Annotated in this window: 10 protein-coding genes; 8 read left to right on the forward strand and 2 right to left on the reverse strand. The window is 69.3% G+C overall.

Translation table 11 applies throughout. The features are described 5' to 3' along the window. Nucleotides 1–50: 50 nt before the first annotated feature. Nucleotides 51–1,181, reverse strand: a complete 1,131-nt coding sequence (dnaN, locus tag ABWU78_RS07420) for a DNA polymerase III subunit beta (protein WP_141389782.1) — start codon at nucleotides 1,179–1,181, stop codon at nucleotides 51–53. A 1,014-nt stretch (nucleotides 1,182–2,195) separates the two neighbouring features. Further along, nucleotides 2,196–3,614 carry a chromosomal replication initiator protein DnaA gene (gene dnaA / locus ABWU78_RS07425; RefSeq protein ID WP_253051590.1) on the reverse strand — a complete coding sequence of 473 codons (1,419 nt, stop codon included), beginning with the start codon at nucleotides 3,612–3,614 and terminating at the stop codon, nucleotides 2,196–2,198. Between the two features lie 546 nt (nucleotides 3,615–4,160). Between dnaA and rpmH the strand changes: the two genes are divergently transcribed. The 8 genes from rpmH (at nucleotide 4,161) to ABWU78_RS07465 (ending at nucleotide 10,392) form a co-directional block, all read left to right on the forward strand. Then, on the forward strand, nucleotides 4,161–4,298 hold the full coding sequence (rpmH, locus tag ABWU78_RS07430) for a 50S ribosomal protein L34 (RefSeq protein ID WP_034225701.1): 138 nt from the start codon (nucleotides 4,161–4,163) through the stop codon (nucleotides 4,296–4,298). Nucleotides 4,299–4,304: 6 nt separating this feature from the next. Beyond that, complete coding sequence (rnpA, locus tag ABWU78_RS07435) at nucleotides 4,305–4,673, forward strand: ribonuclease P protein component (protein ID WP_253051589.1); 369 nt, start codon at nucleotides 4,305–4,307, stop codon at nucleotides 4,671–4,673. Then, on the forward strand, nucleotides 4,670–5,002 hold the full coding sequence (gene yidD / locus ABWU78_RS07440; RefSeq protein ID WP_253051588.1) for a membrane protein insertion efficiency factor YidD: 333 nt from the start codon (nucleotides 4,670–4,672) through the stop codon (nucleotides 5,000–5,002). Before rnpA ends, yidD begins: the two co-directional genes overlap by 4 nt. Nucleotides 5,003–5,062: 60 nt before the next feature. Next, nucleotides 5,063–6,157: a membrane protein insertase YidC gene (gene yidC, locus ABWU78_RS07445; protein WP_353706949.1), complete on the forward strand. Its 1,095-nt coding sequence runs from the start codon at nucleotides 5,063–5,065 to the stop codon at nucleotides 6,155–6,157. Between the two features lie 38 nt (nucleotides 6,158–6,195). After that, entirely contained in the window at nucleotides 6,196–6,723 is a 528-nt protein-coding gene (locus ABWU78_RS07450) for a Jag family protein (protein ID WP_253052476.1), read from the forward strand. Between the two features lie 294 nt (nucleotides 6,724–7,017). Further along, nucleotides 7,018–7,710 (forward strand): 16S rRNA (guanine(527)-N(7))-methyltransferase RsmG, encoded by a 693-nt coding sequence (rsmG, locus tag ABWU78_RS07455; RefSeq protein ID WP_308202288.1) that lies wholly within the window; start codon nucleotides 7,018–7,020, stop codon nucleotides 7,708–7,710. Between the two features lie 238 nt (nucleotides 7,711–7,948). After that, a complete protein-coding gene (locus tag ABWU78_RS07460) occupies nucleotides 7,949–9,010 on the forward strand; it encodes a ParA family protein (protein WP_353706948.1) in 1,062 nt (353 codons plus the stop codon). Further along, nucleotides 9,007–10,392, forward strand: coding sequence for a ParB/RepB/Spo0J family partition protein (locus tag ABWU78_RS07465; RefSeq protein ID WP_439157989.1), 1,386 nt, complete (start codon nucleotides 9,007–9,009; stop codon nucleotides 10,390–10,392). Before ABWU78_RS07460 ends, ABWU78_RS07465 begins: the two co-directional genes overlap by 4 nt. Nucleotides 10,393–12,421: the final 2,029 nt, after the last annotated feature.

A 12,421-nucleotide genomic window follows, 5' to 3' on the forward strand; every position in this document is an offset into this window, starting at 1 on the left:
GGGGTGCGGTGATGCGGTCGGGGCGGTGGTGCGAGAGCGGTCCTCGCGGGTCAGCCCGCGAAGCGGATCGGCACGAGCAGGTAGCGGTAGTGCGACGAGTCCTCGCCGTCGAGCGAGTCCTGCCCGGTGAACTCCACGGGCTTGTTCGGGTGTGTGAAGCTCAGGCGCACGAAGTCCGTGCCGAGGGCTCCGAGACCGTCGAGGAGGAACTGCGGGTTGAACGCCACCGAGATGTCCTCGCCCACGAGCACCGCCTCCAGCGCCTCGGACGCCTGCGCGTCGTCTCCCTGGCCCGCGTCGAGCACGACCTGCCCGTCCGTGAACGACAGCCGGATCGGCGTGTTGCGCTCGGCGACGAGCGACACGCGCTTGGCCGCGTCGATGAGCGGGGCCGTCGGGACGACCGCGTGGATCGGGGTCTCGTCGGGGAACAGCCGGCGGACCGCCGGGTAGTCCCCGTCGACGAGCTGCGACGTGGTGTGGCGGCCTCCGGCCTCGAAGCCGATGAGGTCGACCCCGGCGCCCGTGTTCAGGCCGACGTTCACGAGACCCGAGCTGCCGAGAGACTTCGCCACGTCGTTGAGCGTGCGGGCGCGGACGAGGGCGACCGCCGAGTAGCTGGGGGTGACCGGGGTCCACGTGAGCTCGCGGAGCGCCAGGCGGTAGCGGTCCGTGGCGAGGAGCGTGATCTTCTCGCCCTCGATCTCCACCCGTACGCCGGTGAGCAGGGGGAGCGTGTCGTCGCGGCTCGCCGCCACCGTGACCTGCGCGACGGCGTTCGTCAGCTCGTCGCCGGAGACGGTGCCGGAGAGCTCGGGCATGGCGGGCAGCGCCGGGTACTCGTCCACAGGCATGGTGAGGAGCGTGAAGCGGCTCGCGCCGCACGTCACCGTGACCTTGTTGCCCTCGAGGACGACGTCGACCGGCTTCGCGGGGAGCGCGCGGGAGATCTCGGCGAGCAGACGGCCGGACACGAGCACCGTGCCGGGCTCGCTCACCTCGGCGGGGATCTCCGAGCGGGCCGAGACCTCGTAGTCGAAGCTCGACAGGCCGATCGTCCCGGACGCGTCCGCCTCGAGCCGCACGCCGGCGAGCACCGGGGCCGGTGGGCGGGTCGGCAGGGTCCGCGCCGTCCAGGTCACCGCGTCGGCCAGGACATCACGCTCAACCCGGAACTTCATCCCACACCCTCTCGTCCCAACGTCCTGATCGGACTCGATCTTCACATGTGCCGTCCGGCCCCGCCTCGGCGCCCGGACCGTCGTCGGGCCGGGCGCGTCCTGGCCGCTCGCGGGAAGGCCCGTGGGCGGTGGACGCGAGGAGCTCGGGTCGCAGGTCCGCGCACACGTGTCGTGCATGAACCCTACGCGAGGAGCCGGTCGGGAGGAACTGGAACGACGGGCCTGTGGATGGTCCCGTGCGCTGATCGCGTCGTGGCGTCGACCCGTGCGCGCCGTGCGTCCCGACGCTCGTCGACGGCCGTCTGGTGGTGGGTGCGGCATCGTGGTCGGGTCGGTGGTCGGGCGGAGGCGCGGGTCGGCCGCCGGAGCCTGATGAAGGCGTGTGGAATTTCCCCCTAGATCAAACCTTCGTCGTCGTCATAGGGGTTGTGGAATGCGTGGAAAACGGGTGTCGTCGCAGGTCAAGCGGCAGAAATGCGTGTGGACGAACCCGTGGCCCCGCTGTGGGAAAGTCGCACGGCCTGTGGGTGGACGATCTGTCCCCACACGCCGTCCACCGATCGGCGCCTCGTCGTCCACACCGTAGGGCCTGTCGTCCACAGTTATCCACAGAAGCGTGCACAGCGGAGTGGTCCGGGTGCCGTCCACAGTCTGTGCACGACGTGCCGTTTCCACAGCAGTACCGGGGAAAACGCACGATACTGCGCCGATCGTGGGGCGCCGCTGCGCCGTGTGGTCGACCGAAGATCGCCAGATCACGCGGATGTCACAACGCACAGGTGGCCTGTGGATGACTGTGGACAACTCGACCCACACGCTGTGTACGAAGGCGTGCGAAGGGCGTCGCGGGCCTCGTGTGTCGTTCGGGAGGGCTGTATCCACAGGATGATGCACCCCGGTGGGCATCTCTGTGGATCTGTGGGGGTCGCTCGGGACGGCGACGAGCGGGCGTCCCGGAGCGCGGTGGACCACGGCCCGGACCACGGGATGCGCGGCCGGGCCCGACATCGCGTCTCAGCCTCGGTGCTGCTGCTTGATCCTGCTCGTCAGCTCCGTGACCTGGTTGTAGGTCGACCGTCGCTCGGCCATCTGCTCGGTGATCTTGCGGTTCGCGTGCATGACCGTCGTGTGGTCGCGGCCGCCGAACTGCTGCCCGATCTTCGGCAGGGACAGGTCGGTCAGCTCGCGGCACAGGTACATGGCGATCTGCCGTGCCGTGACCAGGACGCGCGAGCGCGAGCTCCCGCAGAGGTCGTCGATCGTCAGGCCGAAGTACGCGGCCGTCTGCGCGATGATCGCGGCAGGGGTGATCTCGGCGCTGTCCTCGTCGGTGATGAGGTCCTTGAGGACGATCTCGGCGAGCGGGAGGTCCACCTGCTGCCGGTTCAGGTTCGCGAAGGCGGTCACGCGGATCAGCGCGCCCTCGAGCTCGCGGATGTTCGTCGAGATGCGAGACCCGATGTAGGAGAGCACGTCGTCCGGGGCGGCGAGCCGCTCGCTCGACGCCTTCTTCCGCAGGATCGCGATGCGGGTCTCGAGGTCCGGCGGCTGGACGTCGGTGATGAGACCCCACTCGAACCGGGAACGGAGCCGGTCCTCGAACCCGTTGAGCTGCTTGGGCGGGAGGTCGGACGTGATGACGACCTGCTTGTTGGCGTTGTGCAGGGCGTTGAAGGTGTGGAAGAACTCCTCCATCGTCTGTTCCTTGCCCTGGAGGAACTGGATGTCGTCGATGAGCAGCACGTCGACGTCCCGGTAGCGGCGCTGGAACGCGCCGGCCTTGCCCTCGCCGATGGAGTTGATGAAGTCGTTGGTGAACTCCTCCGAGTTCACGTAGCGCACGCGGACGTTGGGGTACAGGTTGTGCGCGTAGTGGCCGATCGCGTGCAGCAGGTGCGTCTTGCCGAGACCCGAGTCTCCGTAGATGAACAGCGGGTTGTAGGCCTTGGCGGGTGCCTCCGCCACCGCGACGGCCGCGGCGTGCGCGAACCGGTTCGACGACCCGATGACGAACGTCTCGAAGACGTACTTGGGGTTGAGCCTGCTCGGCTCGGCCTGCGGTCGGGGCGGGGGAGGGGGCGGGAGGTCGGGCAGGCCGTCGTCCGGCTCGATGTACGGCCGCTCGACGGCGGGGCGGGACGCGGGAGCGACGACCGGGTCCGAGCTGAGCTCCGGGTCCACCGTGATCCCGAAGCGGACGTCGCGGCCGAGGCACGACGACATCGCCGTCACGAGCTCGTCGCGCACGCGGGTCTCGAGATAGGTGCGGGTCTGCTCGTGCGGCACCGCGATGAAGACCGTGTCGTCCAGGATCGCGAGAGGCTTGGCGAGGCGGATGAAGGCGATCTGCCGTGGCGTGATGTCCGGGCTCGCCTCGAGGATGCTCAGGGTCTGCACCCAGACGTCGGCGATGTTCTCGTCCGGGTTGGCCACGGGCAGTTCCTCACAGGTCGAGGGTGTGCGTCGGCGCGCGGAGCCGACCGTCGAGCGCGCGCTGACGGGCCGGGCGGGGTGCGCCGACGAAGGAAGGTCACGGGTGTGGTGATGCTGAGGTCGATCGTGCCATGGGAACCCCTCGTCCACATAGTTGTCCACAGGCTGTGGGTTGTAGGGTGAGCCTGCTCTCAGCGCCCGGAGGATGCCGTGGCGACCGCGACGGTGCGGCACCCCGCGCCGCGAGGTATCTCACGTCTCCTGGTTTGACCCGGTGGGGTCGCGCAGCGTAACGTCAGACAGCCGTTCCAGGTGTTCTTGGCGCGCCCGCGTGGAGGAGACTCGACACGAGGCCTCGCGTCGTGAGCTGACTGCACGGATCCGGTGCCCCCAGCAATGGCCCACTCGATCTGCGTGCCTGGACGGCGTGCGTGCGGGAGACCGCACGATGCACCACCTGAACCACCGACAGGCTCCAACCGGGACCTGTCACTGCATCGTCGAGGACATAGACGGTGTACCTCCCCGACGTTCTTGGAGTACCTCGTGAGCAAGCGGACCTTCCAGCCGAACAACCGGCGCCGGGCGAAGACCCACGGCTTCCGGCTGCGCATGCGGACCCGTGCCGGCCGCGCCATCCTGGCTGCCCGCCGTCGCAAGGGCCGCACCGAGCTCTCTGCCTGATCCCACGTGCTCCCCGCGGCGCACCGACTGCGCCGTTCCGTCGATTTCGAGCGGGCGGTGCGCCGCGGCGTGCGTGCGGGTAGGTCGACCGTGGTCGTGCACCTCTCGGAGGATCTCGAGGGGGATGCGCAGCCACAGGTCGGCTTCGTCGTCTCCAAGGCAGTGGGGAACGCGGTGCACCGCAACCTCGTGAAGCGTCGTCTGCGTGCTGCGGCCGCGGCACGCCTCGACGTGCTGCCCGCGCACGGACGTGCTGTCGTCCGAGCGCTTCCCGCCTCGGCGTCGTCGTCCTTCGACGCCCTGAGCGCCGACCTCGACCGCGGCCTCCAGAACGCGGTCCGGCGACTCCACGAACGCTCGGGCGTGGATCGATGACGACCACGCACCCGGTCGACGCTCCCGGCGTGGAGTCCCCCGAGGACGCCGGCGGAGCTCCCGGCATCGTGCGTCGCGTCGTCGCCGTGCTGCGTCGCGTCCCGGCGCTCACCCTCATCGGCATGATCCGGGCCTACCAGTCGGTGATCTCGCCGATGACGGGTCCCACGTGCAAGTACTACCCGTCCTGCTCCCAGTACGCCCTCACGGCGGTGCGTCGTCACGGCGCCCTGCGCGGAACGGGCCTCGCCCTCTGGCGGCTGCTGCGCTGCAACCCCTGGAGCCTCGGTGGGGTCGACGACGTTCCGCCGGCACGACACACGCACTAGTCCCGAGCCCCGTAGCGGGCGATTCACAAGCTTTGTCCGAAGTTGAGGGAGCAGTCACTGATGGACTTCTTCGCGTTCCTCGCCCCGATCGAGTGGGTCGTGGCGTGGATCATGTACCTGTGTCACCAGGGTCTGGTGTTCCTCGGGTTCTCCGACGGCCCGGGCCCCGCGTGGGTCCTGTCGATCGTCGGGCTCGTCATCATCATCCGCATCCTGCTGATCCCGCTGTTCTTCAAGCAGATCAAGGCGTCGCGCGGCATGCAGATGCTGCAGCCCGAGATGCAGGCGATCCAGAAGAAGTACAAGGGGAAGACGGACCCGGCGTCCCGTGAGGCGATGAGCCGCGAGACGATGGAGCTCTACCGGAAGCACGGGACGAACCCGTTCGCGTCGTGCATGCCGATCCTGCTGCAGTCGCCGATCTTCTTCGCGCTCTTCCGCGTGCTGAACGGGCTCGTGCCGATCTCCGACGGTTCCGCCAAGCCGATCGGCCCGATCGACGCGTCGGTCGCGTCCGACATCGAGAGCTCGTCCGTGTTCGGGGCCCAGCTCTCCGACGTCTTCCTGCGGACCGACGACCTGCAGACCAAGATCGTCATCGCCGTGCTCATCGTCGCGATGTGCGCCACCACGTTCTTCACGCAGCGCCAGCTCACCATGAAGAACATGCCGAAGGCCGCCCTCGAGGGCCCGATGGCGTCCACGCAGAAGATGATGCTCTACGTCTTCCCGTTCATCTTCGCGGTCTCGGGCGTCAACTTCCCGGTCGGCGTCCTCGTCTACTGGACGACGACGAACCTCTGGTCGATGGGGCAGCAGTTCTACACGATCCGGCGCATGCCTGCGCCGGGCTCCGAGGCCGAGCGCCTGCTCAAGGAGCGTCAGGCTCGCAAGCGTGCCGCGAAGGGCATCGTTGAGGATGCGACGCCCGTGATCGAGCAGCCGCGCGGCCAGCGTCAGCAGCCGAAGCGCAAGGATCGGCAGAAGGGTGCCGCTCCGGCGCGGCCCGCCGCGTCGTCGTCGACGCGCTCTGAGGACGCACCGGTGGAGGACGCGCCCGTGGCTGAGGACGGCCCTGTGACGGACAACGGTGCGAAGGGCTCGTCGTCTCCCGCGACGCCGAAGCCCGCGCCCAAGAAGAAGAAGCAGAAGTAGACCCGCGCCCGAGCGCGCCCGCCGTGAGGAGCACCGTCATGACGCCTACCGAGACCCCCGCGCCCGAAGAGGCCGCCACCGACGAGTCGTCGCGCGAGACCACCCGCCTGGAGGAGGAGGGCGAGATCGCCGCGGACTACCTCGAGGAACTGCTCGATATCGCCGACCTCGACGGTGACATCGACATCGACGTCGAGCACGACCGTGCAGCGGTCGAGATCGTCGCCGACGACCCTGCGGCGTTGCGTTCCCTCGTGGGTGACGGCGGGGAGGTTCTCGACGCTCTTCAGGAGCTGACGCGTCTTGCCGTGCAGGCGCGGACCGGGGAGCGCAGCCGTCTGATGCTCGATGTCGCCGGTTTCCGCGCTGACCGTCGACGTGAGCTCACCGCACGGGCCGAGGAGGCCATCTCCCGCGTCCAGTCGGGCGGTGCGAAGGTCTCGTTGGAGCCGCTGAACGCGTTCGAGCGCAAGGTGATTCACGACGCCGTCGCCGCAGCCGGCCTGCGGAGCGACTCCGAGGGCGTCGAGCCGCAGCGCTACGTGGTGATCTACCCCGCGGACTGACGCCGCTCTCTCCGTGCTCGACGTTCGCCCCTCGTTTCACGTGAAACGAGGGGCGAACGTCGTCGTGGCGACCATATCGCCGGATGTCGGCCCGGACGGGTGGTCGTGAGCATGGCGTCGTCGTGCTCTGGGATGTGGTCGGGGCGTGACGGTACGACCTCCGCAATCCGGCGCCTCCGCATTCCTGGGCGGCTCATGCCGGGATCGACGTCGTGCCTGGTTGACCTCGCGGAGTATGGAGGGTCACCTGCTGAGCGGGAACGCCGCCGGGCGTTTCACGTGAAACGATGTGGCGTGCCCATTGACGAGGAGGCAGAAGAGCCGATGCACGACCAGGCTGACGGCAACGCAGAGCCGGAGATCTCGCGGGAGGCAATGGCCGAGTACTTCGGTGCGTCGTTCCCGACCGTCGAGCGGTTCGCAGACCGGCTGCGTGACGAGGGTGAGCTACGCGGGCTCATCGGGCCCCGCGAGGTCCCCCGCATCTGGGACCGGCACATCCTGAACTCCGCCGCGGTCGTCCCGTTCCTTCCAGAGTCCGGTCTTATCGCGGACATCGGTTCAGGCGCAGGTCTCCCGGGGGTGGTGATCGCCGCGATGCGTCCAGAGGCCACCGTCTACCTGATCGAGCCGATGGAGCGTCGGTGTGCCTGGTTGTCGGAGATCGCGACGGACCTGAACCTCGCGAACATCGAGGTCAAGCGGGGGCGCGCCGAGGAGTACCACGATGCGTTCGAGTGCGATGCCGTGACGTCGCGCGCCGTGGCCGCGTTGGACAAGCTGGTGCGGCTCTCGCTACCGCTCGTCCGACCGGGCGGGGAGATGATCGTCCTCAAGGGTCGAAACGTCATCCGAGAGATCGAGCCCGCCCGCAAGGTACTGCGCCGACTCAAGGGAAGTGAACCCGAGATCGTGGACGCACCGACGATCCCCGGTGTGGAGACCACGACTGTCGTGCGGATCGTGCGGCAGACTGGGTCACGCTGAACCTGTCCCTGTGCGCCGGCGCGGCTGGTGCGACGACACGGGGACGACCCGCGCTCGACCTCCACCGATGAGTGGACCGGACGGCGCATGCTGGGAAGCGACGACGGAGAGGATGAGACGCGTGACGGAAAGCCCTGTCGACCCTGGGGAGCTTCAGGATCGGTCGGCGACCTCACTCTCCCCCGGCGGCGGAGGGGCTCGGAGTTCCGGGAGCGAGGAGGACCGGAGAGCGGCGCTCATGGCAAGCCTGCCGGTCACGGACGATTCGACGCCTCTCGCCGCTCAGCTCGCCGAGGATGCCCGTCGTCGCATCGACCTCCAGGGTCGGCGTTTCCCACGCCCCATATCGACGCGCATCATCACCGTGGCGAACCAGAAGGGCGGCGTGGGGAAGACCACCACGACGGTGAATCTCGCCGCCGGCCTCGCCCTGGCGGGATTGAACGTTCTCGTCATCGACAACGACCCCCAGGGAAACGCCTCCACAGCGCTCGGGGTCGAGCATCGCGCCGGGACCCCGTCCGTCTACGAGGTCCTCGTCGACGGCGACCCGCTGGCCAGCGCTGTGCAACAGTGCCCCGACATCCCGACGCTCTGGTGCGTGCCCGCGACGATCGACCTGTCCGGGGCCGAGATCGAGCTGGTCTCTCTCGTTTCACGTGAAACACGGCTCCGACGTGCCCTCGACGAGTACCTGTCAGAGCGCGAGCGTGAGGGCCTGGCACCGATCGACTACGTCCTGGTGGACTGCCCTCCGAGCCTGGGCCTCCTCACGGTCAATGCGTTCGTCGTCGGTCGGGAAGTGCTCATCCCGATCCAGTGCGAGTACTACGCGCTCGAGGGACTGAGCCAGCTCCTGAAGACGATCGAGCTCATCAAGTCGCACCTCAATCCTGGCCTGCACGTGTCGACGATCCTTCTCACGATGTACGACGGCCGCACCAATCTCGCGCAGCAGGTGGCGGCGGAGGTCCGCGAGCACTTCCCCGACCAGACGCTGAGGACGACTGTCCCGCGCTCGGTCCGCATCTCGGAAGCGCCAAGTCACGGGCAGACGGTGATGACCTACGATCCCGGCTCGACGGGTGCGCTCGCCTATCTCGAGGCCGCGCGCGAGCTGACGCAACGTGGTGCCAACCGGCCGGAGGATCGCGACCTTGATGCGCTCCCGCAGCAGGAGCCGAAGTGGGAGCAAGGTGTCGCCGCCGTGCCCGGCAGCGAGACACAGACGGTCCGAACGGAACACGAGTTCGCCGGCACCATCGGTGGTCCCGGCCTGCGGCAGGAGGAACTGCGATGAGCGAGAAGCGTCGAGGGCTCGGTCGAGGGCTCGGGGCTCTCATCCCGACGAGCTCGGAGGGGAAGCGTCCCGTCGACGTGTTCTTCCCGAGCCCGACGACGGACGAACCGCGGACCGATGAGGTATCGAGTGACGGTGCGGCCACGGCCGCTGCTGCGGCGGCAGACGAGCAGGGCGCCGCGGAGAGCAGCGCGGGCGCCACACCCGTCGTGACCCTGGTCGCCGAGTCCGGTTCGGGGCCCGCTGACGTGGACTCGCTGACCTCGCTCTCTCTCCACGACCTCGCCGAGCTGGATGCGTTGAGCGTGGAGTCTCTGCCCGTGAGCGTCCCCGAGGTCGGGGACTCGCCGTCCGCGCGCGACGCGGACGACGACACCACGGTGCACGGCGGCGAGGCTTCCGACGCTGTTTCACGTGAAACGGTGACGGAGACCGCGACGGGTGAGGAAACGACGCGACGTCCTGTCGTCGAGTCGGCATCGGAGAACCCTGCCGGCGAGGACACCGCCGTCTCCGAGGAGTGGACAGGGGGCGCTGCGGACGACCTCGTTCCGGTCCCCGGGGCACGGTTCGCTGAGGTGCCGACGGCGTCCATCCGGCCGAACCCTCGTCAGCCGCGCACGGTCTTCGACGAGGGTGACCTCGACGAGCTGGTGGGATCGATCCGAGAGATCGGCGTCCTTCAGCCGATCGTCGTCCGGCCTGTTCCGGGGGAGGACGGCTCCTTCGAGCTGATCATGGGCGAGCGGCGCTGGCGCGCGACGCAGGCGGCCGGGCTCGACGTGATCCCCGCGATCATCCGCGAGACAGATGACGCGGACCTGCTGCGCGACGCGCTCCTCGAGAACCTGCACCGGAGCGCCCTCAACCCGTTGGAAGAGGCCGCGGCGTATCGCCAGCTGCTCGACGACTTCGGGTGCACCCACGAGGAGCTCGCTGAGCGGATCTCCCGCAGTCGTCCCCAGATCTCGAACACGCTGCGACTGCTGCGGCTCCCGCCGCTCGTACAGCGTCGGGTCGCGGCCGGTGTCCTCTCCGCCGGACATGCCCGCGCTCTGCTCGGCCTGACCGACGGGGCTGAGATCGAGCGTCTCGCTCAGCGCATCGTCGCCGAGGGGCTTTCCGTGCGTGCGACCGAGGAGATCGTTGCGATGGGCGGTCTGGACGGTGAGCGTCGAGCTCCCCGCGCCCCGCGGGCGGGTCAACGATCCGCCGCGATCGACGAGCTCGCTCACCGGCTCTCGGACCGCTTCGAGACGCGGGTCAAGGTCGACCTCGGCAAGAACAAGGGGCGCCTGACCGTCGAGTTCGCGTCGGTAGAGGACCTCAACCGGATCCTGGACGTCATGGCACCGGACGACCCGGGCCTCCTGCGCAAGTAGTCGGGGAGCATTCGTCTGGGTCTGGGTCTGGGTCTGGGTCTGGGTCTGGGTCTGGGTCTGGGTCTGGGTCTGGGTCTGGGTCGGACCCCGGTCTGGCCCTGGCTTGGGCCTGGCCTGGCCTGGGCTGGGCTGGGCTGGGCCGGGTCTGGGCCTCGGCGGGCCCTGGCTTGGGCCCGCGCTGGGTCTAGCCCTCTTCGGAGTTGGCTCAGCGTCGGAGGCTCCTGACCGGCCCAACCGCGCCGCGGCAGGCGGGGGATGTCCAGATCGGCCTTTCTCACGGCGCTGCGGGCGACAGTGGCGGAGTCGGGTCCGTGCGCTGGCCTTGCGCCACGTCGCTGGCGCAGATGAGGAGTTCCCCGCAGATCCGTCGTCTCGCGTCGGTGGGCGCGCCCTGGCCCATCATCGTGGGGGAGGGGAGTGCCTCGCCCCCGAACGACGTTGAGAGAGTGTCTGCGGTTGCGCTTCGAGGTGCGGTGTCTGGGAGCACCAGTGGCGCCCGGGTGCCCGTCGCGACGCCGGCACAACCGTCTACACAGCGGTCCGCGTGAAACTCCTAGCCGTCGCGGTTCCTGAGGGCATGGACGTTTCACGTGGAACGGGCGGCGAGAGAGGGATTCGAGCAGCGTGTCGACCCGCCCTCACTGGGTCGGCCGAGTTCCTGTCGAGCCACCTTCGCCGGATCGGTCGAGCAAACTCGTCCGAGAGAACTGGCTCGTCGGTGCCCCCGTCGCCGAGCACGTGGTACCTCGCACGGGCATCGTCGGAAGATGATCGCGCCCTTGCGCGCTCTGAGCGCACGTCCGAGCCGAGACGCTGGGTCTCGCCGGGACGCCGCCGTGGCGCGACAAGGCGGGCTGGCCGGAACGTTGCCACGCGACAACAACGTCCGCGCGCCGCGCGAGCTCGAACGATGCCCGCGCGTGTCGCGGGAGCTCGCCCGAACCCCCGACGTACGCAGCACCCAGCCCCTCCTTGCCCGCGGGGTTGCCGCACGTGCACGCCCGGGTCCGCGGCGGCCCCGCCGTCGTCGCGAGGTCGCCGGTCCCGTCAGGGCTCGCGTCGTCGACGACGAGCACTCCTGCGTCCGGCGCCGCCGCAGGCAGGCGTGCGAGCGTGCCCGGGCGGGGGCAGCGTCTCGTCGCACGTGGGTCCAGCGTGTCGCGATCGGAGCGGTGCAGCAGCTCGGGGGCGGCGACCTGCTCCGTCGTTTCACGTGGAACATCGCGTACCCGGGCACCGCGGGGGGGGTGGCCCGCACAGATCAGCTCCTCGTCCGGCAGCGCATCGGCCGGTTCGGCAACGTGCCCGCGCCGTGCTGCTCGCGATGGCTGGTCGGCAGCGACGAGCACGCGCGGATCAGGGCCACTCGCCGCGCGGCCCGCGTGGGACGCGAGATCCCAGGGGACAGCGCGCCACCGCTTGCCGACCTGGCCTCGATCAGCGGTCGCCGGCATGGCGTCGGCACTTCACGTGGCACCACGGTCGCTGCGCGGTTCCCTGGCGTCGTTTCACGTGAAACCCCGGCCCCAGCCTGGTGCGGGACGACGCCTCAGGTAGCGCAGGATGCGCCTGGCAGGGCGGGATGGATCTCTGTTTCACGTGAAACGGAGTTCCCGCGGCGCGTGGGCGATCGATCGGGACCGTCGTCCACTCACCTAGCCTGCGAAGCGTCGGCGGCACTCGTTCCATATCGCGCCGGTGAGACCTGTCCAGCGCTTTGGCGCGGCAGCAGGGAGCGGATTCCCGTTGAGGGGGATCGTACACCGGCGTGCAGAGGTCCCCACCGGGACCCCAACGCAGCGTCACCGAAACAGAGGGGCCTGGGACGACGGTGAGCGGATGGCCCCGGGGCGACGGGCCGGCCGCTGAGGCGCGGACGACGCGAAGCGTCCATGCACTTGGGCAACGACGGCTCCGGAGTGCTCGCATCTCTCCTGTTCCCACACAGCGGGGGCGCCGGAGTCCGTCGTGGTCGATATCCTGCGTCGAGGCCCGAGGCCCGAGGCCCGAGGCCCGAGGCCCGAGGCCC

The sequence above is a fragment of the Cellulosimicrobium sp. CpK407 genome (assembly GCF_051844275.1).
Lineage (GTDB): Bacteria > Actinomycetota > Actinomycetes > Actinomycetales > Cellulomonadaceae > Cellulosimicrobium > Cellulosimicrobium cellulans_G.

Excerpts from the sequence above, each read along its gene's own strand:
- dnaN (WP_141389782.1), bottom strand. The coding sequence starts at position 1,181 with ATGAAGTTCCGGGTTGAGCGTGATGTCCTGGCCGACGCGGTGACCTGG.
- yidD (WP_253051588.1), top strand. The coding sequence starts at position 4,670 with ATGACGACCACGCACCCGGTCGACGCTCCCGGCGTGGAGTCCCCCGAG.
- yidC (WP_353706949.1), top strand. The coding sequence starts at position 5,063 with ATGGACTTCTTCGCGTTCCTCGCCCCGATCGAGTGGGTCGTGGCGTGG.
- ABWU78_RS07450 (WP_253052476.1), top strand. The coding sequence starts at position 6,196 with ATGACGCCTACCGAGACCCCCGCGCCCGAAGAGGCCGCCACCGACGAG.
- ABWU78_RS07460 (WP_353706948.1), top strand. The coding sequence starts at position 7,949 with ATGGCAAGCCTGCCGGTCACGGACGATTCGACGCCTCTCGCCGCTCAG.
- ABWU78_RS07465 (WP_439157989.1), top strand. The coding sequence starts at position 9,007 with ATGAGCGAGAAGCGTCGAGGGCTCGGTCGAGGGCTCGGGGCTCTCATC.